The sequence below is a fragment of the Mucilaginibacter sp. dw_454 genome (genome assembly GCF_018449775.1).
Classification (GTDB): domain Bacteria; phylum Bacteroidota; class Bacteroidia; order Sphingobacteriales; family Sphingobacteriaceae; genus Mucilaginibacter.
Map to the genome: position 1 here is coordinate 63,504 of NZ_JAAVVB010000008.1, position 22,213 is coordinate 85,716.

The following is a 22,213-nucleotide window of genomic DNA, read 5'->3' on the forward strand; positions in this document are numbered from 1 at the left end:
TTGCTTCGTCGTTCCTCTTCGCAATGACAGAAAAGTTTACTGTTCTGCCTTCTTAATCTTCTTAAACGATTTCACCTCAGGTTTTTTCTTGTGATCTGATTTCTCAAACAAATGGCCAAACTTGCCGAACAATCCTTTAGCTTTATCCCATACAGACTCGACAGAATCTTCAGAAATATAGTGCGAGGCTTTTTGAGATACCAGGCCCACCAAAGCCTTTATAATAAAGTTTGAGTTTCTAAACAGCGTTTTATTTAGTGCAAAAGGCAACACAAAGCGCGATAATATGCCCAAAAAATCCTGCTGGAATATGCCACCTTCCGGACCGCTGATAGACGGATCATGCCTGCCAAATACGGACATAATCGTCGAGAATATAGCACCCGGGCCGTTAAAGCGCCCCCTTATTTCCAGCCCTTTCTCGCGCTCCAACCCTTTCAGGCGGTATATTTCATTCTTAAGGTCAGCGTGGCTGTTAATTGGCAGGTACGTCATTTTGTTGTTTATTTTTAAAGAACTTCTTCACTATAGCGTTAGCTATCGGTCTTTCAAAACCACCTTTATTGAATTTAAAAATAATAGCAATAAGCAGGTATATCAAAGCCGTACAGCCAAAGCCTTTCCAATCAGACTGAAACACCTCTGCCAGGTAAAAAGCCAGTGTAAAGCTGGCAAAAATAAATGCCAGTAAGGCGCTTATAGCTACCACAACATCAGCAATTACGCTGGCAAAGATTGTCGAGCCACTATCAATGGCCTGGTATTTTGCCAGCTTAAGCTTTATTTCGGCATAATCTTTAAGTTGTTCAAATAACGGCGCCTGAGGTTCTTTTTTGGCTTCTTCCATGGTTCTTTGTTTAGTCGATTGTCTTGAGTGCTAAGTCCTGAGTCGGTTATATACAGGCTTAAGACTTAGGGCTCAAGACACCAGACCTAAAATTTATGCGTGTTCCAAATCGTCCTGGTACTCTTCTTCGGCACCTTTGATCTTAGATTTTACGTTGTCAACTATCTTGTCTTTCAAGCCAACCAGATTATCAATTTCTGCAGCGGCCGTTTCTTTGATCGAGTCGCCCAGGTTTTTTAGTGATTCAGCTAATTTGTCGCGGGTTTCGTCGCCTTTATCAGGAGCAAACAAAATTCCAAGCGCCGCACCTGCTGCTAACCCTGCAAGCAGAGCTACAACTACTTTAGTGTTATCATTCATATTACGTAATTTTTAGTGTTCAACATTTGATTTATAAAACGATTAAATATCTATTTCAAATATAGTTAATCAATATTTTGTATCCGTTTAAGCACGATTAATTAATTTTTAAACGTCGCAAACAGGTAATTGTTCATAAAAATCTTTAATTATCGGCACCGGCCTGCAGGCGGTCAAGCCGGTCGGCGGCCATACGGTTGGTTTCATAGATTTCTACCAGCAACAAAAAGTAAGCCAATAGTAATGGCCCGAACACCAGGCCCAATATACCAAATAAAGGCAATCCTATAAAAACGCCTATCACTGATATCAATGGGTGGGTATTAGCTACGCGCTTGTTAATGATCATGCGCAGCACGTTATCAATATTGCCAATAAATATCAGGCCATAAGCTAGTAGCAATATGCCTTTTATGTTATGATCAGTAGCAAACAAATACAGACTGGCGGGTATGCAAAGCGTAGGCGCACCTACTACCGGCAAAAATGATATAAAGGCTCCTATTACACCCCAAAAAACGGGGTCGGGTATGCCAAAGATCCAGAAGCCGTTTGCAAGCAACGCACCCTGTACCAGGGCTATGATGCCCTGCCCTAACACATTCGAGTAAGTTGAGTTACGCAGTGCTACCGCAAACTTAATAGCATACTGCTCGCGGAAAGGCGCATAGCGCAGCATAGTGGCCTCAAACTCTTTAATTTGTACAAACATAAAGTACAGCAAAAAGTAAAGCACAAGTAGCGTTAATATGATGTTAGCGGCACTACCCAGCAATGAGGGAAACAGGTCTGTAACATAGGTACTCAGCTTTTGTAGTGTATTTTCGGCAAAGTGAGTTTGTTTAAAAGTGGTTTCGGCAAAGTGGTCAATTTTTACCAACCATTGTTGTATATGCAAATCGCTCACATTAATTTCGGCTATTTTGCCTATCACCATAAAACTTATAGCAATAATGGGCAACACAATTACCACCAGCGAAATAAAGATGATAATGAGCGCAGCGATAGGGCGATTCCACTCGCGCGTCTCTACCATGTACAAGTAGAAGGGCCTGAAAATGGTAAATAATACAATGGCGCCAAGTATTGAACTAAACAAGCTACTTAACGCATATAGTATAAAACAGCCAAGCACAATAATGCTTACCAGTATAATTGTATTACGCTGCTTATAGTTAAAAATCGACATTTACCTAGTACTTGTGTAACAACACTATAAACAAATAAAGGCAAAATAGTTTTATCGGGCGTGGTTTAAAAGCTCATTTATTTTTGTGGCACTGGTAAGGATACTTTCCAGGCAAAATAAAAAATCTTCTGTAGGCTCGGGCACTTCATGCTTCAGGGTATCTAAAGCCAGGTGTATGTTTGATAGTTGATTTTTAATATCATGGCTCAACTTAGCCATTGCTTCTTCGTCCATACGCTACAATTCGCTCTTTACTTTATTGTTTCAGGTTGATAGCCTTCATTTTATTGTAAAGTGTTTTACGGTCTATGTTTAAAATTTCGGCCGCTTTGGTTTTGTTAAAATTAACCTCGCGCAATACCCGTAAAATAGTTTCGTATTCGGCTTCTAAAGCTGCGTTTTTAAGATCATGGCGCGGCTCTTTTTGTTCAGTACGATATTCTTGTTGCGGTTGCTGCTGATGGTATACCGGCTGACCAAAACCTGATGGATTACCAAAATCAGACGGCATTTTATAGTTTGATATCTCCAGTGGTAATGATTTAGTGGTAATTTCGCTGCCCTCACTAATCAATGTAGCGCGTCTTACTATATTTTTCAGCTCGCGCACGTTACCCGGCCAGCGGTAATTCAGGAAGCAGTCAATCACTTCGGGCGAAAAATGTGTTACATTACGGCCCAGTTCCTGGTTAGCCAGGCGTAAAAAGTGTTCGGCTAACAGCATAATGTCGCTGCCACGCTCGCGCAATGCAGGCAAATAAATGCCAAATTCGTTGAAACGATGGTATAGATCTTCCCTGAACTTGCCTTTGTTAATAGCATCTACCAAATTCTCATTAGTTGCTACTATAATACGCACATCAAGGTCAATCTCTTTAGTACTGCCTATCCGTTTTACTTTACGCTCCTGCACGGTGCGCAACAGGGCGGCTTGTATTTCGTATGATAAATTGCCCACTTCATCTAAAAACAAAGTACCGCCATTAGCCATTTCGAAGTGGCCTATCTTGGTGGCAAATGCGCCGGTAAATGATCCTTTTTCATGTCCGAAAAATTCGCTCGCAGCAAGCTCTTTGGTCAGCGATCCACAGTCCATAGCAATAAATGGCTGATTGCTGCGATGGCTATGCAGGTGAATGCTTTTGGCTACTTCTTCTTTACCTGACCCACTTTCGCCCAATATAATTACACTATAATTGGTTGGTGCAACCAATTCTATTTGTCTGAAAAGCTCTTTTGATGCACGGCTGGTACCAACCACTACCCCGTCTGACAGCACCGTTTTTTTTGTGGCTTTAGTAACCGGTGTAGGAGAATCGTCGCCTTCAATTAAAGCCTGCCGCGTCTCTATTGCTTTGGTAATGGTATTTAAAATCTCGTCGGGATAGAGCGGCTTACTGATGTAATCGTAAGCCCCCATCTTAATCAACTCAACTGCCATTTTAATATCCGAGTAGCCGGTAATAATAATTACACCTGTTTTAGGATATTGGGTTTTTATAAGCCGGAGCATTTCGCGCCCATCGGTATCTTCTAAACGATAATCGCACAGCACCAGGTCGAACTCTTCATTTTTAAGATGTTCAATCCCGCTGTTACCGCTCGAAGCGGTAGTTACGTCAAATCCGTTGCGCGTTAAAAATTTGGATAGTAATACGGCAACATTTACTTCATCATCTATGATGAGGATTTTTTTCATATCAGCAATTTATTATCTGGTAGCTTGTTTAAATTGTAAGTTACGCAAAAATGCTATAACCAAATAAATTTTAAGCGTTTAGGTTAAAAAAAGCCAATTTGGGCCATGGCGGGGCCGGATATTTTAAACTGCTGTGGGCTATAAGTTAAATGCGTAAGCTACACGAAGTGCCCAAAAACTATTGTGGTTGCTATCGCCATAAAACGTCGAAGTAGTTTCATAACGGAAGCCTGCATCAATATATCTGTGATGCTGCTTAAGCGGTAAAACTAAGCCAATTTGCGGGGCCCAGGTAAATGCATCGCCATATAGCGCGTATAATTCTTTTTTGTTAGCCAGCAAAGTTTCGCCTGCTTCGGCAGCCACATAAAAACGATTTCCTATCAATAGCTTAGCGCCTATTTTTAAAGGTATGGTGTTAAAGTTTTGTGTAGGTACGTTGGTAATAGATTGTTGGCTTGATTTGATAATGCCTGATTTAATGAAACTTACATATCCGGCAGATGCGGTAAGATAAAAGGACGACATAACCGGCACCTCTACCCCTAAGTTCAAACCGGTACCAAATTTATACGGCGACGATGCTGTACCATCTGTAGCCACGTTTACGCCGGTACCAAAACTATTGCCGGTAGTAGATGCAAAATTGACACCTAAGCTAATCCTCAAACTATCGGGGACATTGATCTGCGCGTTTGCAGCCGAACAAAAGCAGGTAAACACAATAGCATAAACAAAGGCCTTAAAGGTGATTTTCATATCAATTTTTTTAGATTAAATGTTAAAACGCTCAAAGCGCTAACAACGTATAATTTACAGTAATATATCAGTTTATCAATAAAACTTGTGCAAAACTAATATCCCCCGGCAATTACACGCTATAAATAGATGTAAAAAAATGTTAATTTTCAATTTACCCTTTAAAATGAACAAAAAAAGCGCTGTCAAAATTTGACAGCGCTTTTCCAATCATAGGGAGTTGTAGGGTCTGTTTGCTTAGAACCCGTAAGCTACACGTAAACCAAAGAAGTTAACTTTGCTGTTATCGTCGTTGCTTACCAATTTAGTGCTTGCTTCGTAACGCACACCGGCATCAATGTAGCTGCTGCCGCCCAATGCAAATTGGTAACCTAACTGCGGGGCATAAGTAAACAGGGTAGATTTGTCTGCACCGGCTAAATCAGATTTGTTAAGCAAGAAAGTGGCACCGGCTTCGCCTTGTACATAAAAATTATTTACCAGGAAGTATTTTAAACCTGCTTTAACCGGTAATAATTGAATGTTTGGGCCTTTTGCAGTAATACCTGCAACAGTTACGTCTTTAGCAAAAATGTTGTCGTAACCGGCGTTAACAGTAACAAATAATTTAGATGCTACCGGGATGTCAACCTGTAATGAACCGCCCAGGTTCCAGTTGTAACCGTCTGATAAATGGCCCGTTGGGATACCGGCATCAACGCCGATGCTGTAACGGATGCCTGTTGCTGTTGTTGTAGATGTAGGGGTGGTTTGTGCTTTAGCGCCTAAGGTTAAACCTGCAAAAGCTAAAACAAGTGCTGTGATTTTAAATGTACTTTTCATAGTGGTATTTATTAAATTGTTGTGTGTTTATTAAACAACGACACAAAGTAACATCACAAATACATTATGATTTTTCATCCAAATGTCACGATTATTCAATCGATTGATTAACAATGATTTATTTTTTGACCTTATGGGTATTTTGGTCAGTCTATTGTAATAAATCGCGGTTTATTTGCCTTTAAAGGCTGGTTTGCGCTTAGCAAGGAAAGCGGCGATGCCCTCTTTGGAGTCGGCCGTGGCAAAACATTTGGCAAATTCAACTATCTCTGTATCAAAGCCATTAGTCGCATTATCTCCTGCGGCATTAATTGCTGTAATAGCCGCAGCTACCGCCAGGGGTGCATTTTTTAATATTTTATTGATGATCTCTTCGGCTTTTGATATCAGCCTGTCCTGGCTAACTACGTGGTTTACTAAACCTAATTGATAAGCCTCGGCAGCGGTAATCATTTCTGCGGTAAGGATCATTTCGAAAGCCCTGCTTTTACCAACCAGTTTAGTCAACCTTTGTGTTCCACCGTAGCCCGGTATAAGTCCTAAAGTAACTTCCGGAAGCCCCATTTTTGCATTGTCTGATGCTATGCGGATATGGCAGGCCATAGCCAGTTCTAAACCGCCGCCTAAAGCAAAACCGTTAATAGCGGCCACAACCGGTTTGCTAAAGTTTTCAATTACATTAAATATGTTCCGTTGATTTTCGTGAGCCAGGTTGCGGGCACCATTAACATCCAGACCCTTAAATTCTGCAATATCGGCACCGGCAACAAAAGCCTTTGGCCCGGCGCCGGTTATGATTACGCCACCAACCTCTTTATTATGCAAGGCATCTCCTAAAGCTATGTGCAGCTCGTAGAGCGTGTCTTTGTTCAGTGCGTTAAGTTTGCTTTCGCGATTAATAACAATGTATTGAATCGGGCCCCGGGTTTCAATCAACAGATTTTGGTATACCATGCAGCAAAATTAAAAATTACGATGTTCATGCACCCACTCGCTGATATATTTTACAATATCATGCGTGTTGGTGCCTGGCGGAAAAAGCTCGCCCACGCCTAGTTTTTTTAGCGTTGCGATGTCTTCTTCGGGAATGATCCCGCCACCGGTTATCAATACGTCATCGAGCTGTTTTTGTTTCATCAGGCTAAGGATCTTGGGGAATACCGTCATGTGTGCTCCCGACAAAATAGAAATCCCTATTGCATCCACATCCTCCTGCAAGGCAGTGTTGACCACCATCTCCGGCGTTTGGCGCAAGCCGGTGTAGATTACCTCCATACCGGCATCGCGCAGCGAAGTGGCTATAATGCGCGCGCCGCGGTCATGCCCGTCAAGGCCCACCTTGGCAACAAGTATACGTATGCGGCGATTAAATTCTTTGGCGGCCATTTTAGTGCTGATGATTGGTTATGCAATATAGCAATTGATAAATCTACATTTTATTTAAAATGTTTCAGCGGGCCGTTCGTCTACCCTATTAATCACCAACAACAATGAAAAATCTACAAGATAAAAAGATAGCCATAATAGGCGGCGGACCGGGCGGTTTAACCCTGGCGCGCCTTTTACAGAAAGTTGGCGCCGATGTTAATGTTTACGAACGCGACGAACATGAAAACGCCCGCCCCAAAGGCGCGACGCTTGATCTGCATGACGAATCGGGTTTGCGCGCTTTACGCGAGGCCGGTTTGATGGACGCGTTTAACGCCAACTATCGCCCCGGTGCCGATTTGATGCACCTGATGGATCTGCATGCCAATTCGATCCTGGAAGAAAATGCAGATCGAGGCGGTGCGAATGCCCGCCCTGAAATAGACCGCGGACCACTGCAAAAAATACTACTTGATTCATTACAACCGGGCACTGTTGTCTGGGATAGCCAGTTTACCGGCATGACGCAGAAAAATGGCGTTTGGAAACTCGACTTTAAAAATGACACAGAGGTATTTGCCGATATTGTGATAGCTGCCGATGGCGCTAACTCAAAGATCCGCCCTTATTTAACAGATATTAAGCCATTTTTTTCGGGTATAACGGCTATAGAGGGCGCGGTATATAACTCAGCAGCTAATAGTCCGAAGATCCATAAACTTTTAAATGGCGGTAAGATCTTTGCCTTTGGTAATAGTCAAAGTTTAATTGTTGGCGCCAAAGGCGATGGAAGCCTGGTGTTTTATCCCAGCTTTAAAACTGATGAAAATTGGGTAAAGACATGCGGCCTTGATTTTAGCGACAAGGCACAGCTCTTAGCCTGGTTCAAGCAAGCTTACCAGGGTTGGGACGATATTTGGCTGGAACTTTTTGAAAATGCGACCGGGAGTTTCATCCCACGCCCATTATATTGCATGCCATTGGACCAAACCTGGGCAGCGCAGCCTAATCTGACTATGCTTGGCGACGCCGCCCACCTGATGCCGCCATTTGCCGGCGAAGGTGTTAACATGGCCATGCTGGATGCCCTGGAACTGAGCGAGTGTTTATTAAGTGATTATTTTATGAGCATCCATGCTGCTATTGCGTTTTATGAAGATCAAATGCGGGTAAGGGCATCTGCAGCAGCGCGCGACACACTGTTTTCGACAGAAATGCTACACTCGCCCAAGGCTATTGATTTTATGATGAATATGGGTGGCGAGTTTGTGGAATAGATTGGCTGCTTTTATTCCAATGCGTATCGGGTAGTTACAAACTACAGGCATAGTCGTCCGAAGTCACAGACTTCGGACAGCGCCTTTTATAGTGGTTTCGCTATAATTACCAACCTTTTGTAAACAGCCCTGCAAGTATTACAGCATCGGCACGATCTTTTTTATTGGGGCAAAATTTGGCAAAAAACTCAGGGGCGTAGTAATACAGGTAACGCATCTTTTTTGGCGTAGCTACCCAAATTCGGTATTCAGGGCCGTCTTCAATACTATGTGCCACTATCTGTTTAGCGCCATCAACTACATCCAGGGTTTCGTTGCATTTAGGCAGTTTACTGTCGTCATCTATCGTAAATAACTTAGCGGCTGTCATGGCTTGATATGTCGAGTCGCATTGTGCATCTTTTGTTGGCAGTTCCTTCAGTGCCGGCTCGATTACCGATAGTGGTATACTTTGAACAGATTCCATATAGGTTAACTTTTGCCAATGTCCGCCTTTTAATACCATTACGTTAAATGTTACGGTATGATTGATATTATCGTAAGCCCGGCAGGCTAACAATAGATCATAATTTTTAATACCGGTAAAAGGGTTATCGCTTACCGCAGCGTTAGGTTTAAATGAAGGAACAGCATGTTGCGCGTCGGCACAATTGATCAGCAAGATCAATGAAACAAAAAGTAACAGGTTTTTCATATGGCAGGGTATTAGCTAACTAGTTCAACAACTTTTAAAATAGCATCAACATACTCACGATCATTGGCCAGGCGTGGCACCTTATTTTGCCCGCCTAATTTACCCTTTTCCTTCATCCAGTTAAAGAACGTTCCTTCGGGCACTTTATGTACAATAGGCCTGCGTAATGCCATATCTTTAAAGCGTTTGGCATCATAATCAGAGTTTATGCGGCGCAAGGTTTCATCCAGTATATCTATAAAACGTTCAAACTCGGCTGGCTTTTTCTCAAACTCTATCAGCCATTCGTGCGCGCCGCATTCGTCGCCATTAAAATAAACAGGGGCAGCGGTGTATTCGCGTATTACGGCACCGGTTTGACTGCAGGCTTCATCCAGGGCACGTTCGGCGTTGTCAATAATTACCTCCTCGCCAAAGGCGTTGATAAAATGTTTGGTACGACCGGTTATCTGGATCCTGTAAGGCGAAAGTGAGGTAAACCTAATAGTATCACCTATCAAATATCGCCATAAACCGGCATTGGTGCTGATAATCAAGGCGTAGTTTTTATCCAGTTCTACCTCATCCAGTGTTAGCGTCCTGGGGTTTTCGTCGTGTAAGTTTTCGGTCGGCAAAAACTCATAGAAAATACCGTAATCCAGCATCAGCAGCATTTCGCCAGGCTCGACAGTATCCTGTATGCCAAAGAATCCTTCCGAAGCATTATAGTTTTCCAGGTAATACATATCGTCGCTAGGTATCAGTTTTTTAAACTGATCGCGATATGGGGTAAAGTTAACCGCGCCGTGAAAGTACATTTCCAGGTTTGGCCATACTTCCAGCAGGTTATTCTTTCCGGTTATTTCTAAAATACGTTTGCACAGCAGCAGGTTCCAGGTAGGCACACCGCTTAGGCTGGTTACATTCACATCCTTAGTGGCATAGGCCATTTTTTCAATCTTTTCCTCAAAATCTTCCAACAACGCAATGTCCATGTGCGGGGTACGATGAAACTCGGCCCATAAAGGCAGGTTCTTCATAATTACTGCCGAAAGATCGCCAAAAGAAGTATCGGGGCTAAACTGGCTAACCTGGTGGCTGCCGCCCAGCGTTAAGATCTTGCCGGTAAACATTTTGGCGTTAGGGCGATTATTGAAATAGATGGTAAGCAGATCTTTACCACCTTTAAAGTGGCATTCTTCTAAAGCATCTTCACTAACGGGGATAAACTTACTACGATCGCTGGTTGTGCCGGAAGATCTGGCAAACCAGCGGATCTCTGATGGCCACAGCACATTCTGTTCGCCTTTAAGCATGCGCTCAATGTAAGGCTTCAGTGTATCGTAAGTTTGTATAGGTACGCGTTGCTTATATTCGGCTAGCGTGGTGATGCTTTTATAGCCGTATTTTTTACCCCACTCCGTATTTTCTGCCCGCGATATCAATTGTTCAAACCATTCCTCCTGCACCTCGTTGGGGTATTTCATAAAAAGCTCTATCTGGTGGATACGCTTTTTCATGAACCAGGTAAAAACGGAGTTGAAAATGGTCATATATAGGTTTTACTGAGCAAATGTCTTTCTTTTTAGTACAAAGTTGGCACCCAGGTATACTTTACGCACCAATTCGTTTTCTGCCAATACTTCGGGTACGCCCGACTCTAATATCTTTCCTTCAAATAATAAATAAGCACGATCTGTTATGGACAGTGTCTCCTGCACATTGTGGTCGGTAATTAAAATACCGATGTTACGATGACGCAGTTTAGCCACCATGGCCTGGATCTCTTCAACCGCTATCGGGTCAACCCCCGCAAAGGGCTCATCCAATAAAATAAAGTTAGGTTCTGCAGCCAACGCTCGCGCAATTTCGGTGCGACGACGCTCGCCCCCCGATAGTAAATCGCCGCGGTTACGGCGCACTCTATGCAAGCTAAACTCGTCAAGCAAGGTCTCCAGCTTTTCTTCCTGCTGAATTTTAGTCATACCCCCCATTTCCAGGATAGCTTTGATGTTATCCTCAACGGTAAGCTTACGGAAAACCGAAGCTTCCTGAGCCAGGTAACCTATGCCTTTTTGCGCACGACGGTACATTGGGTCGGTAGTAATCTCCTCGTCATCCAAAAATATATGACCCTCGTTAGGTTTGATCAAACCCACAATCATATAGAACGACGTAGTTTTACCGGCACCATTAGGGCCAAGTAATCCCACAATCTCGCCCTGCGACACATTGAACGATACATCGCTAACAACAGTGCGTTGCTTATATTTCTTAATTAAATTTTCTGCCCGTAGGTTCATTTTTTTGTTTTACGTTGTACGTTAGACGTTGTACGTTCTATTTAATAGATGTTTATACGTTTTCTTGCTTAAACGTATAACGTACAACCTATAACGTTCTTATTCCTTTTACATTCAACTGTATAGTGCGCCTTTCGCGCCAAACATTTTCTTCAATCGCGTAGCAAATATCAAAAGGCATGTCCTTTTTAATTTGCTCTAACTGTTCGCCCTGGCCAAAGGCAATGCAATCAAACGCAGCCGAGCCGGGTTGTACCACCGTCATTTTGATATGGTTTTGGCCCACCAATACCGGCGTGCCGCTAACATACACATTTTTGGTAAGGAACACCGGCGCCATATTTTCAGGCCCAAAAGGGGCAAACTGGTTCAAAACCCTGAAAAATTTAGACTCGATCTGTGTTAAACGCAATTCGGCGTCAATTTGTATCTGCTGGATCAATTGTTCGGCCGTAATTGTTGCGCTTACTACTTCTTCGAACTTATCCATAAATGCCTCCACATTTTCGGGCTGCATGGTTAAGCCTGCCGCATATTTATGCCCGCCAAATTGGATCAACAAATCACTACAGCCACACAAGGCTTCATACAGATCATAACCCAATACAGAACGCGCAGAGCCTGCGACATGCCCGTTTGAGCGGGTAAGCACCACGGTTGGGCGATAATACTTTTCTGTTAATCGCGAAGCAACAATACCTATCACCCCTTTGTGCCAGTTCTCATTAAAGACTACGGTCGATTTACGTTCGATCAGCACCTGGCTATCGGCAATCATGCCTAAAGCCTCATCGGTTATCTGCAAATCATGGCCCTTTCGTTCTATATTATGCACGTTTATCAGCTCGCCTTTGGTTTGCGCTTCTTCATCGTTACATGATATCAATAATTCGACAGCGTGCTTAGCGTCATCAATACGCCCGGCGGCATTAATGCGCGGGCCAATCAGGAACACAATATCTGATATAGTATAAGTGATACTCTTGCCTGCAACTCCCATTAATGTTTTGAGACCGATGCAAGGGTCAGTATTCAATTTTTGTAAACCGAAATAAGCCAGCACCCGGTTCTCGTCCACAATTGGGACGATGTCGCAAGCTACGCTGACAGCCACAAGGTCATAATATTGCGCAACATCTTCAAAAGGCAACTCATTCTTTTCGGCGTAGGCCTGTATCAGCTTAAAACCAATACCACAGCCTGATAGCTCTTTAAATGGATAGTCGCAATCTTTACGTTTTGGATCAAGTACGGCTACCGCAGCAGGCAATTCGTTGCCGGGGGTGTGATGATCGCAGATAATAAAATCTACACCCAACTCATTTGCATAGGCTATTTTATCTACGGATTTGATGCCACAGTCTAAAGCAATGATGAGCGAAAATCCATTTTCTGCCGCATAGTCAATGCCCTGGGTAGATATGCCGTAACCTTCTTTATAGCGGTCGGGTATATAGTATTCTATATTACTATGATGATTTTTAAAGAAGCTGTAAACCACGGCTACCGAGGTGGTCCCGTCCACATCATAATCGCCGTAAATCATGATCTTTTCGCCGGCGGCGATGGCGGTTTCAATGCGCTCAATAGCTTTTTCCATATCCTGCATCAGGAAAGGATCATGCAAATGGCGCTGGTCTGGCCTAAAAAAATAGCGCGCTTCCTCGAAAGTATTAATCCCTCTTTGCAAAAGTAAAGCACTTAAAACGGCATCAATATTAAGCTCGGCAGCTAATCGGTCTGTTTCATCAATTGCCGGCACTTCCTTTATCGCCCACCGTTTATTCATATCTTTGTTGCTTAAAACAGTAAATATAGTTAATGTGCAGATATGCGGATGTGCAAATGATTAGAAAATGTGCAGATATGCAATTGTGCGAATGTGCAGATGCCTTTGTAAGTATTTAAAAACATTGAAATTTTATTAATCAATCATCTGCACATCAGCATATTTGCACATTTGCATATCAATTACACATGAAAATTTTTGCATTAGGTGAAGGCTCTTATTCGGTAGATGCTACTAAAAAATTTATTCCTTTTAACCCACAGGTCGATAACTTTCGCGACCGCCCTGGTTCTTTATTTATACACGTCAACCCTTTCCTGTTGCAAACATCAATGGATTTAATTGTCTTAGATTGCGGGCTGGGTTATAAAGATACCCGCGACGAACTTTTTCTGCACCAACACATCCGCAACGCGGGTTTTGACCCTGACGATGTTACGCTGGTTTTAATGTCGCATCTGCACTATGACCATTCGGGCGGATTAGTGGTTGAGCGCAACGGTAAATTTGAACCAAGTTTCCCCGGAGCAGAACACGTGATACAACGCGGCGAATGGGAAACAGCCTTTAGCGGTAAATCATCATCATACCATAAAGAAATCTTTGAAGTATTACAGCGTTCGGCCAATATTACTTATTTAGAAGGCTCGGGCGAGTTTAAACCCGGCATTCGATATGAGCTATCAGGCGGGCATTGCCAGTATCACCAGGTATTTTGGTTGGAGGATGGCGAAAGCAAAGTGTTTTTTGGCGGCGATGAATCGCCTGAACCCGAGCAACTGATCAGAAGATTTAAAGCTAAATATGATTTTAACCCGCAAAAGGCTATGGACCTGCGTGAGGAATATGGCAAAAAAGCCGCTGCCGAGGGTTGGACAACTTTGTTTTACCACGCCAAATCGACACCAGTAGGTAACATTGGTTATAATGGTGATCATTTCAATATTATACCGGTATAGTCCACATGCTTGTAGTGATGGGTTTAAAACCCATCGCTACGTTTGACAAAAAGAAAAGGCGATGAGTAACTCATCGCCTTTTCTTTTTGTGTTAGCGGTAACGCTTAATTAGCGTTAAACAATTCTTTTATTTTTTCTACACTTAAGGGCTTAGAAATAAAATTCTTTACCAATGGGTATGAGCGTGCTTTATTAATATCGTTACTAAACACCGATGACGAGATGATGTAGATCTTGCTTTTTCCAAGCGGATCTATGTTCAGCCGTTTGTATTCATCTAAAAATTCCCAGCCATTCATTATTGGCATGTTTATATCAAGCAAGATAAAGTCTGGCAGCAGGGCAGGGTCGTGTTTTTGGATATTTACCAACTCTTCTATTGCAAACCGTCCATTTAAGCACGCAGATATGGCGGTATTGTCGACAGCCTTTTTTATCAGTTTGATAGAGATAAAATTATTAATCTCGTCATCATCCACTAATAATATACTTACTGGTTTGCTGGTAGTAGTCATATGGTGTTTATACGGCGTATTTTTGAAAAGGTTGTATTCCTATATGTTGTAAACATCACAAAAAGCAAAAGTGTTTTATTTCACATGAATATACAAGCAATTTTACATAAACATGGGCCTAAATATTAAGAAAATAATAAAACCCGCTCATTCTTTACTTTAAAGCAATATAGTGTCAGGGGAGTATAATTTTATCAGAAATAAAATGCAATAAAGTTGCATTTGACTATATTTGCATAATGACTTCAAAAAGACCGGATTCAAGATTAGACCGCATCGGGATGACCGCATCAACATTGTGCGCAATCCATTGCGCCATAGTGCCTTTGCTACTTACTTTTTTGCCATTAATAGGCTTAGGTTTCCTGGCCAATCCATGGTTTGAGTGGGGCATGATCATTCTGGCCTTGCTTTTGGGGGTCTCTTCCATTTTCATGTCGTATTTCCGCACGCACCACCGGGCTCTGCCTTTATTGTTATTACTAACAGGGTTTTCCCTGGTAATAGGCGGCCATATTTATTTAAAAGGATGGATAGAAGCCATTATTGTGCCCCTGGGCGGCTTAACCATTGCTGTGGCACATTTTGTAAATTTTAAATATGTTGATGTTTGCAAAACCGACGATCATTTCTTTCTGTTGAAGCACCATCATGCCAAACGGCATTAAAATTCTGCTTACCTACCCGCAATTACCTTTGGCGAAGAGCGTTAATTATTAAAAACAAATTCGCTAATTCTTAGTAATTTTGTAAAGACATTCATTAAATGATCCATAATCAGCATTTCGAACATTTATTAAAAAGGCATCAGCTTAAACGTACTGAGGCCCGGCTAAGAGTGTTGCAGCTTTTGGTCAACAAAAAAACAGCTACCTCACAGCCAGATCTGGAAAGCGTTATCGGCGATGTAGATCGTGTCACACTTTACCGCATATTAAGCGCCTTTGAAGAAAAAGGTATTATCCATAAAGTTTTTGATTTGAATGGCACGGCTAATTACGCCATTTGCTCGTCAGACTGCGATGAGCATCATCACCACGACGAGCACTTGCATTTTAACTGCACCAACTGCAAAAATGTATACTGCCTTGAAGAGATGGATATGCCGCCTATCGTTCTGCCCGCCGGTTTTAAACTGGATAAATTAAGCTTTAGTGCTACCGGCTTATGCCCTAAATGTTCAAATAAATAATTATCCGCAGATACCCTAATTAGTTAAATGAACAAACTCTTTACCCGCTTACACCTTATTGCGCTCAATAGCATTTTGGTGGCATTAGTAATCTCGCTCAGTTCATTTACCAACCAGCAAGACAGCGCCAAAAACAATGGTTATCATTTCAAAACGGTAGTGATTGATGCCGGGCACGGCGGTAAAGATCCGGGAACACATGGGCTGCATACCAACGAAAAAACCGTTGCCTTGCAAATTGCCAAAAAACTAAGAGCAGCCATTGAGGACCAAATGCCGGGTATCCGTACCGTAATGACGCGGTCGGATGATACATTTATCCCCCTGGACACACGATCGCAAATTGCCAATGAGCATCATGGCAATTTATTTATTTCTATACACTGCAACTCATCTCCGGAGGGCACCGGTTATAGCGATCATAAACAAAAAGGCACCATGATGCTGGTTTATGGTTTTCACCGGGTTAAAGAGCAGTTAGAAGCTATTCGTGAAAACTCGTCTATTTATATTGAAAAAGACTACAAAACCAAATATCAAAGTTACGACGAAGACGATCCGGTTAACCGGATTTTGCTAAACGCTTACATGCAGAAATACCGCCAGCACAGCATTTTTTTTGGCGACATATTGAACGAAGAGTTTAAAACCAAGGGCCGCGTAACCATAGGGGTTAAAGAGCAAGGCATCCTGGTGCTGGCCCACAGCGCCATGCCTGCAGTAATGATCGAGACCGGTTTTATTAATAACCCGACAGATGAAGATTACCTGACATCGGACGAAGGACAGGATGAAATTGTACAGGTGATTATCAAGTCTTTAAAACGCTACAAGGCCAAAACCAACGGATAAGTACTAACAATTAGTTAACACCAATTAGGCCAAAATACCAAAAACCGCCCGGGTTTTTGTTGCGAAAATGGCAAAGAAACACACCATATTGCCACAATTGTTAATTAACGGCTCTATTGTGCAAAAGTATCGCGTTAAATTAAGTTAAATGAGCTATAAAAATTAACCTATGATAAAAAGTCAGCTTTATCTTTGTGGTATTGTTACTATCGAACTAAACCAATTGTTCTTTATGATAAGTTAATGAGTCAGTTAATACGAGAAAGAGGGCACGCTGGGCCTTCTTTTTTGCTTTTACAGGGTTTTGTTTGCTACGGATTTTGAAGATCAAAAAACTATCGGGCGATTTGTGGTGTTATAAAATAAAACATGAAGCCATGATCGAATCTAAAGATACCACACCAGCAGAAAAAGACGGTAAATACCAATTCGAAATACATTACTCTGGTCGCGATGTAAATTGCCGGGTAGAAAAAGAACAACAAACCCTTCACGTCATTATCGACGAAAATCTGAGCGCCGAGCTTAAAATCAACAATGATGGCACGCTTACCCAAATCAGCGGCGCGCAATTGCCAGACTCGTCTATCGATTTCATTAAAAAGAAAGTTTTAGGGTTAAAGGTATAGTTATCCCAACACCTCTTCCAGTATCTCATGCGAATGGATATTACCAAAGCCTTCAATGTGCAGTGCGTAATATTCTAACAGCTTGGCTATGAGATAACGGCGTTCGTCATTACTAAACTTTAGGTTGGGCAAATTTTCAAAACTGCATTGCAGCAGCCGGCTAAAGTTTTGGGTATGCGGTGGCGACAGATATAACAACCCATCGGGTTTATATTTGATAAATACGCCGTTTTTCAGGTCGAAATAATCTGCCTCATCAGACAGGAACTTATCGGGATAAAAACCCAGGTAACGGGTAAGCTGGGTTAGAAACAATAAATGAAAGTTGGCCAGTCCGATGGTTTGATGATCCAACCATTCTATAGTATTAAATATAAAATCAAACAGATTCTCATCCGGCGTTTGCTGCCGTACGGATTTATACAGCACCTCATTCAAGAACATGGCCATACTGCTTTTAATTACATCGTAAGGAATACTTTGCAGTACCGGGGAGGTCTTTAATTCGGAGATACGCTGCACACCGCCCGATCCTTTATGATACACTACCATATCCAGCAAATGCAAAGGCTGCAGCATATTGCGGCTTATTTTGGCCTTAGGCTTTTTTACGCCATTAATAATGTATGATTGCAAGCCCAATTTCTCGGTAAATACCTGGGTAATGACACTGCTTTCGCCATAGTCAGTAGTTTTGAGTACTATGCCCCTGGTTTTATGCAGCATGGATCAGCAACAATATTTTGGGTAAGAAAATTACCAGGCCGGTAATCAGTGCGAATAACGCTGCAACAACCACTGCGGCGGCGCCCATATCTTTAACGTGACCGGCAGTTTTATTATATTCGGGCGATACCAGGTCTGTTAAAAATTCAAGTGCGGTATTGAACAGTTCGGACATTAGAACCAAGGCAATGCAGCACGCAATCCAAAGCCATTCATTAGTAGCAATACGCAAAGCGTACCCCGTGTAAACGGTAATTAACGCTACCACCAAATGCACCCGGAAATTGAGTTGCGTTTTAGTAGCATGTGCCAGCCCATTAAAGGCATAGCCAAAACCACGGATAAATTTTTTCATTCCTCAAATTTAGGGAAAAGAAGGGTGGAAATATCTGTATGTAGAGACGCAATATTTTGCGTCTCCCGCCAGACATTAATCTACGACCTGCACGATTGAATAAAAAGAGTTTAAGTTTAAGACGCAAAATATTGCGTCTCTACATTACGACATTAATTTACCACCTGCACAATCGAATAAACATCCACGCCATCTACCGCAAATTTTATCTTACCGGCAGCATAGGTAAACGGCAGAGCCACATTACCCGGCTGCAAAAAAACAGTTTTCGGCTTTTTGCCGGTAGTTAAAGCGACATTGATCAGCGTTGTTATAGCCGGCATTTTAAACTCCAGGGTATTATCCGGCTTGGTATCGAAATGATCGCCCACATTTACCAGGTGCAGCAACAAGCTATTTCCTTTTTTATTGAGGGTGATATGAATTTTCGCCTCGCCATCCACCACCACTTTGGGCTGCGGAAATAACTCGCTTACAATTTGCTGAACAGACCGGCGCAGCGTGTCATTTTTGGTATTGAGATATTTTAAGGAGATGTTATCATTGATACAAGCAATCGCCCCTTTACCATAGTTTTGTTGGGTGACTGATAGCCCGCCTACGTTACTGGTTGTCGCATTTTCAGGCAATAGTTTGGTAAATAGGTGCCTGTCGCCAATAGCTAATACTTTACCGCCATTATTTACATATTGTTCTACCTCAGCAATAAACTCGGGTGATAGTTTGCGCCATTCGGTAACCACTAGCAGCGGATATTGTGCCAGCGAATTTTTAAGGTGATGCTCCTGTAAAACTTGTACGCTGTATTTAGAATCAAGCAACATTTCTAAAGTACCCTTTACATTGTTGTTTCCCCCCTGCCCGTTCTCAAAAACACCCGGCGACTCATTATAATGCCCGGTTTCAGAAAGCAACAAAGCAATCTGCGGTACGGGGGTCGAGTTAAAAGTGTACGCTTTTCGTTCATGGCAGAATTTAGAAACTTCGGCTATGGTAGGCACGGTCTCCATGGGTATTGAAGCATCACGGTGCTGCGGGGTATAGATTTCATAGCCCCCACCTTGCGATATCACCAGGGCTGCCTTTTGTTCTAAGTGCCGCGCAGTCTTCCAATAGAAGCCTTTACCGTTTTTATCGCTCATAAAACCCCAGCACATTAGGTCCCATGGTTTACCTTGCGGAGCCAATACACGACTTTCAAAATCCACATCAGGCACGGCGTCGCTGGTAAAATCGCCAGACAAAAAATCAACCGGCGCATCCACCTCGCCCGGCATAAATGAAGAAAATGACCAGTTGCTTGTAACAATCAAATTGGGGTTAAATTTATGAACCGCGTTAATGTAATGCGTTAAATATTGATGAAAAGCCTTGCGGGTAAATTGCACGTAGCCGGCATAATCCGCGTCGCTTCTTGAATGAGGCACACTAGTTTTACCACTGTATTTTTTATACGCCTCAATAGCCACCGGCGAATAGTCGGGTTGCAGTGCCCAGCACTCGCCATCTACCCAAAGGCCGTTGATGTGATATTTACTACTCAACTCGTTCAACTGCGGAATAAAATAATCGTCGGCATATTTGCCAAAAATCGAAGTAGCGCCGGCGTCGGCTTTACCGTTACTGTTTATCCTGGCCCAGTCAGGATGATCTTTTACAGCCTGTGCATCCAGCACGCCCGAAAAATGAGAGAATAATCCTACACCTCGCTTAGCCGTTTCCGCACGAAAAAGGTTAAGTGGGTCCTGAACAATATCCGGTGCGGCAACGCCTACCGTGGTGGGGTAACTGGATATGCCGGGATGTCCCTTGGTATCTACCTGGATATAATCAGGTTTTACTTGGTCAAGCATAAAATCTACATCCTCGGCCTTTAAAGTCTTACCGATACCGTGGGTATCCGGGTTGGCATGAAAATCAAAATGGATGCCGAAGAAGCGGTCGGTAACTTTAAAGTTCTTGAGGGTTTGGGCCTGCGCGAAAATAGGCGCAAGTAATAACAAGGCGATAAAGCGGGTTACTTTGTTTAGCATGATGGCTTTTATTGGTATAGTAAATTTAGCGAAAATATAAACAAAGTTGCCTATCCGCCGGGGGACTCACCCCAACTTCGCGTTGCTCGTTGACCCTTCTTCCGCAAGCGGGAAAGAGGGTCGTTTTTGTTGAGATCAGACTTACGAAGTTTTAAAAACTTCGTAAGTCTTTCTGCCCCCCTTTCCGCCGAAGGCGAAGAGCGTGACGAAGCGTAGCGATGATCGGGTGAGTCCTAAGCATTCTAAAACACGCCTACTATTTCTCCCCAAAAAATACTATATTACAGCAAGTTAAACAAAACCCCTGCTGTATTACTTGATGGAGACCCCTATTGTTGATACCCCAAGCCTCGATCTGCCCAAAAAGATCAAACACCCTAAAGAACTTTATAGGTTCTCGCTTGCCACAAGCTGGCACATGTTTGCTTATTATGGCACCACCGCTATACTGCTGGCCTACATGGTTACCAAACTGCATTTTAGCGACGACAAGGGTTACGCCATATTCGGCACATTCTCTGCGCTGGCCTTCGGCTTGCCACTTTTTTGCGGTATAGTTGCCGATAAAATATTAGGCAAACGCAACTCCTTAATTTTTGGGAGCCTTTTGCAAACTATCGGGCTGTTTTGTGTTGCCATGCCTTATCCGGCTTTATTTTTTACGGGTTTGTCTTTTTATGTAGTCGGCAACGGTTTTACTGTCGGGATGATCAAAGCTTTGCCAGGCGATTTTTACCATCCGGATGATCTGGAAAGCAAAGACTCAGCCTACACCATCATGTATGGTTTGTTCAACATAGGCGTAGCAGTGGGTGCCATAGTTTGTGGTTACGTAGGGCAGCAAATAAACTGGCAGCTTGCTTTTGGCATTGCAGCTGTAGGCAGTGTGTTTTCATTGTTGGGCATGATCTTCCGCATCCATAAAAAATACGGACAACCTGCGGCGGCGGCAGCAAAAAAAATATTACCGGGTATAAATGGGGCAACTTTAACCTACATTTTATGCCTCCCGGCCATTGCTTTAATAACCCTGATATTTCTGCATCCGGGGATAATGGATGTAGTTTTGTTTCCCCTGGCGGGCGTTTCGTTTATTTATGTGATTTACGTATCGTTTAAATATACACGCGCCGAGCGGTTTAAATTATTTTCCGCATTGGTGGCGTTTACAGCATATGCGTTATTTTTAGCCCTTTATGAGCAAAGTGGCGGCTCTTTTAACCTGTTTGTGATTCGCAATATGGACATGCATGTTGGCAACGTACTATTGCCCGGCCTGGCTATTAATAACTTTTTAACCGGTTTTTTGCCGGCTATTATGATGCCCCTGATGTTATGGATTTGGCGCAAGCTCAACAACGTTGGCTTTGAGCCCGGCACCATACTCAAATTTGTGATCGGTTTTTTATTTATGGGTGCTTTCTTCGGCTCGTTTTGGTGGGGATGCATCTTGTACAAAAGCACCGGATTGGTACCAGTTTACTTTTTATTTGGCGGCTATATATTAATGGAGTTTAGCGAATTGTGTATAGGCCCCATTATGTATTCGCTCAGCTACAAACTATCGCCGGCAAATATTGTGGGCGCTATGATGGGTGTATTGGGCATTGCCTCAGCGTTGGGCGAATATCTGGCCGCTAAGATAGGTAGCCTGGCCACCGTGCCTGAAAATATTCATAACCCAATACTATCACTGCCATATTACACTAAAATATATGGCGAGCTGGCTTTGCTAAGCATTGGTGCCGCAGTATTTTTTGCTTTGCTGATACCGCTGCTTAAAAAGTGGATGCAGGAGGTGAAATAGGTTTCAAATAAGACGCAAAATATTGCGTCTCTACGGTTGCATTTATGTAGAGACTCAAT

General features: G+C 42.8%; 25 protein-coding genes. 7 read left to right on the forward strand and 18 right to left on the reverse strand.

What is annotated here, in order from left to right; translation table 11 throughout:
* Positions 1 to 36: 36 nt before the first annotated feature.
* From HB679_RS19420 to HB679_RS19465, 10 genes are all read right to left on the reverse strand, one after another.
* On the reverse strand, positions 37 to 495 hold the full coding sequence (locus HB679_RS19420) for a hypothetical protein (protein ID WP_214073692.1): 459 nt from the start codon (positions 493 to 495) through the stop codon (positions 37 to 39).
* A complete protein-coding gene (locus tag HB679_RS19425) occupies positions 476 to 847 on the reverse strand; it encodes a phage holin family protein (protein ID WP_214073693.1) in 372 nt (123 codons plus the stop codon). Before HB679_RS19425 ends, HB679_RS19420 begins: the two co-directional genes overlap by 20 nt.
* A gap of 93 nt (positions 848 to 940) precedes the next feature.
* Positions 941 to 1,207, reverse strand: a complete 267-nt coding sequence (locus tag HB679_RS19430) for a YtxH domain-containing protein (protein WP_214073694.1) — start codon at positions 1,205 to 1,207, stop codon at positions 941 to 943.
* 145 nt (positions 1,208 to 1,352) lie between these two features.
* The gene (locus HB679_RS19435) at positions 1,353 to 2,396 is read right to left on the reverse strand and encodes an AI-2E family transporter (protein WP_214073695.1); all 1,044 of its coding nucleotides are present in this window, start codon (positions 2,394 to 2,396) and stop codon (positions 1,353 to 1,355) included.
* A 51-nt stretch (positions 2,397 to 2,447) separates the two neighbouring features.
* Entirely contained in the window at positions 2,448 to 2,630 is a 183-nt protein-coding gene (locus HB679_RS19440) for a histidine kinase dimerization/phospho-acceptor domain-containing protein (protein WP_214073696.1), read from the reverse strand.
* Between the two features lie 22 nt (positions 2,631 to 2,652).
* Positions 2,653 to 4,095 (reverse strand): sigma-54 dependent transcriptional regulator, encoded by a 1,443-nt coding sequence (locus tag HB679_RS19445; protein WP_214073697.1) that lies wholly within the window; start codon positions 4,093 to 4,095, stop codon positions 2,653 to 2,655.
* Positions 4,096 to 4,233: 138 nt separating this feature from the next.
* Positions 4,234 to 4,854 (reverse strand): hypothetical protein, encoded by a 621-nt coding sequence (locus HB679_RS19450; RefSeq protein ID WP_214073698.1) that lies wholly within the window; start codon positions 4,852 to 4,854, stop codon positions 4,234 to 4,236.
* Between the two features lie 237 nt (positions 4,855 to 5,091).
* A complete protein-coding gene (locus HB679_RS19455; protein ID WP_214073699.1) occupies positions 5,092 to 5,676 on the reverse strand; it encodes an outer membrane beta-barrel protein in 585 nt (194 codons plus the stop codon).
* A 171-nt stretch (positions 5,677 to 5,847) separates the two neighbouring features.
* A complete protein-coding gene (locus tag HB679_RS19460) occupies positions 5,848 to 6,630 on the reverse strand; it encodes an enoyl-CoA hydratase-related protein (RefSeq protein ID WP_214073700.1) in 783 nt (260 codons plus the stop codon).
* 9 nt (positions 6,631 to 6,639) lie between these two features.
* Positions 6,640 to 7,062 (reverse strand): cobalamin B12-binding domain-containing protein, encoded by a 423-nt coding sequence (locus tag HB679_RS19465; protein ID WP_214073701.1) that lies wholly within the window; start codon positions 7,060 to 7,062, stop codon positions 6,640 to 6,642.
* A gap of 104 nt (positions 7,063 to 7,166) precedes the next feature.
* On the opposite strand from HB679_RS19465, the gene HB679_RS19470 reads away from it, so the two are divergent.
* On the forward strand, positions 7,167 to 8,321 hold the full coding sequence (locus HB679_RS19470) for an NAD(P)/FAD-dependent oxidoreductase (protein ID WP_214073702.1): 1,155 nt from the start codon (positions 7,167 to 7,169) through the stop codon (positions 8,319 to 8,321).
* A 106-nt stretch (positions 8,322 to 8,427) separates the two neighbouring features.
* Here HB679_RS19470 and HB679_RS19475 read toward each other — a convergent pair whose 3' ends face one another.
* The 4 genes from HB679_RS19475 to recJ form a co-directional block, all read right to left on the reverse strand.
* On the reverse strand, positions 8,428 to 9,015 hold the full coding sequence (locus HB679_RS19475; RefSeq protein WP_214073703.1) for a hypothetical protein: 588 nt from the start codon (positions 9,013 to 9,015) through the stop codon (positions 8,428 to 8,430).
* 11 nt (positions 9,016 to 9,026) lie between these two features.
* A complete protein-coding gene (locus tag HB679_RS19480; protein WP_214073704.1) occupies positions 9,027 to 10,547 on the reverse strand; it encodes a GH3 auxin-responsive promoter family protein in 1,521 nt (506 codons plus the stop codon).
* Between the two features lie 9 nt (positions 10,548 to 10,556).
* On the reverse strand, positions 10,557 to 11,297 hold the full coding sequence (gene lptB, locus HB679_RS19485) for an LPS export ABC transporter ATP-binding protein (RefSeq protein WP_214073705.1): 741 nt from the start codon (positions 11,295 to 11,297) through the stop codon (positions 10,557 to 10,559).
* An 88-nt stretch (positions 11,298 to 11,385) separates the two neighbouring features.
* Positions 11,386 to 13,086 carry a single-stranded-DNA-specific exonuclease RecJ gene (gene recJ / locus HB679_RS19490; RefSeq protein WP_214073706.1) on the reverse strand — a complete coding sequence of 567 codons (1,701 nt, stop codon included), beginning with the start codon at positions 13,084 to 13,086 and terminating at the stop codon, positions 11,386 to 11,388.
* Positions 13,087 to 13,274: 188 nt separating this feature from the next.
* Between recJ and HB679_RS19495 the strand changes: the two genes are divergently transcribed.
* Positions 13,275 to 14,045, forward strand: a complete 771-nt coding sequence (locus HB679_RS19495) for an MBL fold metallo-hydrolase (RefSeq protein WP_214073707.1) — start codon at positions 13,275 to 13,277, stop codon at positions 14,043 to 14,045.
* A 104-nt stretch (positions 14,046 to 14,149) separates the two neighbouring features.
* Here the strand turns inward: HB679_RS19495 and HB679_RS19500 are convergent, their stop codons facing one another.
* Entirely contained in the window at positions 14,150 to 14,560 is a 411-nt protein-coding gene (locus tag HB679_RS19500; RefSeq protein WP_214073708.1) for a response regulator, read from the reverse strand.
* A 239-nt stretch (positions 14,561 to 14,799) separates the two neighbouring features.
* On the opposite strand from HB679_RS19500, the gene HB679_RS19505 reads away from it, so the two are divergent.
* The 4 genes from HB679_RS19505 to HB679_RS19520 all read left to right on the forward strand — a co-directional run bounded on the left by HB679_RS19505 (position 14,800) and on the right by HB679_RS19520 (position 17,233).
* On the forward strand, positions 14,800 to 15,228 hold the full coding sequence (locus tag HB679_RS19505) for a MerC domain-containing protein (protein ID WP_214073709.1): 429 nt from the start codon (positions 14,800 to 14,802) through the stop codon (positions 15,226 to 15,228).
* Between the two features lie 98 nt (positions 15,229 to 15,326).
* Positions 15,327 to 15,752: a transcriptional repressor gene (locus HB679_RS19510; protein WP_214073710.1), complete on the forward strand. Its 426-nt coding sequence runs from the start codon at positions 15,327 to 15,329 to the stop codon at positions 15,750 to 15,752.
* Between the two features lie 27 nt (positions 15,753 to 15,779).
* On the forward strand, positions 15,780 to 16,604 hold the full coding sequence (locus tag HB679_RS19515) for an N-acetylmuramoyl-L-alanine amidase (protein WP_214073711.1): 825 nt from the start codon (positions 15,780 to 15,782) through the stop codon (positions 16,602 to 16,604).
* A gap of 377 nt (positions 16,605 to 16,981) precedes the next feature.
* Positions 16,982 to 17,233 carry a hypothetical protein gene (locus tag HB679_RS19520; RefSeq protein ID WP_214073712.1) on the forward strand — a complete coding sequence of 84 codons (252 nt, stop codon included), beginning with the start codon at positions 16,982 to 16,984 and terminating at the stop codon, positions 17,231 to 17,233.
* Here the strand turns inward: HB679_RS19520 and recO are convergent, their stop codons facing one another.
* The 3 genes from recO to HB679_RS19535 all read right to left on the reverse strand — a co-directional run bounded on the left by recO (position 17,234) and on the right by HB679_RS19535 (position 20,347).
* Positions 17,234 to 17,959, reverse strand: coding sequence for a DNA repair protein RecO (recO, locus tag HB679_RS19525; protein ID WP_214073713.1), 726 nt, complete (start codon positions 17,957 to 17,959; stop codon positions 17,234 to 17,236).
* The gene (locus tag HB679_RS19530) at positions 17,949 to 18,314 is read right to left on the reverse strand and encodes a diacylglycerol kinase family protein (protein ID WP_214073714.1); all 366 of its coding nucleotides are present in this window, start codon (positions 18,312 to 18,314) and stop codon (positions 17,949 to 17,951) included. Before HB679_RS19530 ends, recO begins: the two co-directional genes overlap by 11 nt.
* 152 nt (positions 18,315 to 18,466) lie before the next feature.
* Entirely contained in the window at positions 18,467 to 20,347 is a 1,881-nt protein-coding gene (locus tag HB679_RS19535; protein ID WP_214073715.1) for a hypothetical protein, read from the reverse strand.
* A gap of 319 nt (positions 20,348 to 20,666) precedes the next feature.
* Here HB679_RS19535 and HB679_RS19540 point away from each other — a divergent pair, with 319 nt between their 5' ends.
* Positions 20,667 to 22,154: an oligopeptide:H+ symporter gene (locus tag HB679_RS19540; protein ID WP_214073716.1), complete on the forward strand. Its 1,488-nt coding sequence runs from the start codon at positions 20,667 to 20,669 to the stop codon at positions 22,152 to 22,154.
* Positions 22,155 to 22,213: the final 59 nt, after the last annotated feature.

Bases quoted from the DNA above. Each gene is read 5' to 3' on its own strand.
- HB679_RS19420 (WP_214073692.1), bottom strand. From the start codon at position 495: ATGACGTACCTGCCAATTAACAGCCACGCTGACCTTAAGAATGAAATA.
- HB679_RS19425 (WP_214073693.1), bottom strand. From the start codon at position 847: ATGGAAGAAGCCAAAAAAGAACCTCAGGCGCCGTTATTTGAACAACTT.
- HB679_RS19430 (WP_214073694.1), bottom strand. From the start codon at position 1,207: ATGAATGATAACACTAAAGTAGTTGTAGCTCTGCTTGCAGGGTTAGCA.
- HB679_RS19435 (WP_214073695.1), bottom strand. From the start codon at position 2,396: ATGTCGATTTTTAACTATAAGCAGCGTAATACAATTATACTGGTAAGC.
- HB679_RS19440 (WP_214073696.1), bottom strand. From the start codon at position 2,630: ATGGACGAAGAAGCAATGGCTAAGTTGAGCCATGATATTAAAAATCAA.
- HB679_RS19445 (WP_214073697.1), bottom strand. From the start codon at position 4,095: ATGAAAAAAATCCTCATCATAGATGATGAAGTAAATGTTGCCGTATTA.
- HB679_RS19450 (WP_214073698.1), bottom strand. From the start codon at position 4,854: ATGAAAATCACCTTTAAGGCCTTTGTTTATGCTATTGTGTTTACCTGC.
- HB679_RS19455 (WP_214073699.1), bottom strand. From the start codon at position 5,676: ATGAAAAGTACATTTAAAATCACAGCACTTGTTTTAGCTTTTGCAGGT.
- HB679_RS19460 (WP_214073700.1), bottom strand. From the start codon at position 6,630: ATGGTATACCAAAATCTGTTGATTGAAACCCGGGGCCCGATTCAATAC.
- HB679_RS19465 (WP_214073701.1), bottom strand. From the start codon at position 7,062: ATGGCCGCCAAAGAATTTAATCGCCGCATACGTATACTTGTTGCCAAG.
- HB679_RS19470 (WP_214073702.1), top strand. From the start codon at position 7,167: ATGAAAAATCTACAAGATAAAAAGATAGCCATAATAGGCGGCGGACCG.
- HB679_RS19475 (WP_214073703.1), bottom strand. From the start codon at position 9,015: ATGAAAAACCTGTTACTTTTTGTTTCATTGATCTTGCTGATCAATTGT.
- HB679_RS19480 (WP_214073704.1), bottom strand. From the start codon at position 10,547: ATGACCATTTTCAACTCCGTTTTTACCTGGTTCATGAAAAAGCGTATC.
- lptB (WP_214073705.1), bottom strand. From the start codon at position 11,297: ATGAACCTACGGGCAGAAAATTTAATTAAGAAATATAAGCAACGCACT.
- recJ (WP_214073706.1), bottom strand. From the start codon at position 13,086: ATGAATAAACGGTGGGCGATAAAGGAAGTGCCGGCAATTGATGAAACA.
- HB679_RS19495 (WP_214073707.1), top strand. From the start codon at position 13,275: ATGAAAATTTTTGCATTAGGTGAAGGCTCTTATTCGGTAGATGCTACT.
- HB679_RS19500 (WP_214073708.1), bottom strand. From the start codon at position 14,560: ATGACTACTACCAGCAAACCAGTAAGTATATTATTAGTGGATGATGAC.
- HB679_RS19505 (WP_214073709.1), top strand. From the start codon at position 14,800: ATGACTTCAAAAAGACCGGATTCAAGATTAGACCGCATCGGGATGACC.
- HB679_RS19510 (WP_214073710.1), top strand. From the start codon at position 15,327: ATGATCCATAATCAGCATTTCGAACATTTATTAAAAAGGCATCAGCTT.
- HB679_RS19515 (WP_214073711.1), top strand. From the start codon at position 15,780: ATGAACAAACTCTTTACCCGCTTACACCTTATTGCGCTCAATAGCATT.
- HB679_RS19520 (WP_214073712.1), top strand. From the start codon at position 16,982: ATGATCGAATCTAAAGATACCACACCAGCAGAAAAAGACGGTAAATAC.
- recO (WP_214073713.1), bottom strand. From the start codon at position 17,959: ATGCTGCATAAAACCAGGGGCATAGTACTCAAAACTACTGACTATGGC.
- HB679_RS19530 (WP_214073714.1), bottom strand. From the start codon at position 18,314: ATGAAAAAATTTATCCGTGGTTTTGGCTATGCCTTTAATGGGCTGGCA.
- HB679_RS19535 (WP_214073715.1), bottom strand. From the start codon at position 20,347: ATGCTAAACAAAGTAACCCGCTTTATCGCCTTGTTATTACTTGCGCCT.
- HB679_RS19540 (WP_214073716.1), top strand. From the start codon at position 20,667: ATGGAGACCCCTATTGTTGATACCCCAAGCCTCGATCTGCCCAAAAAG.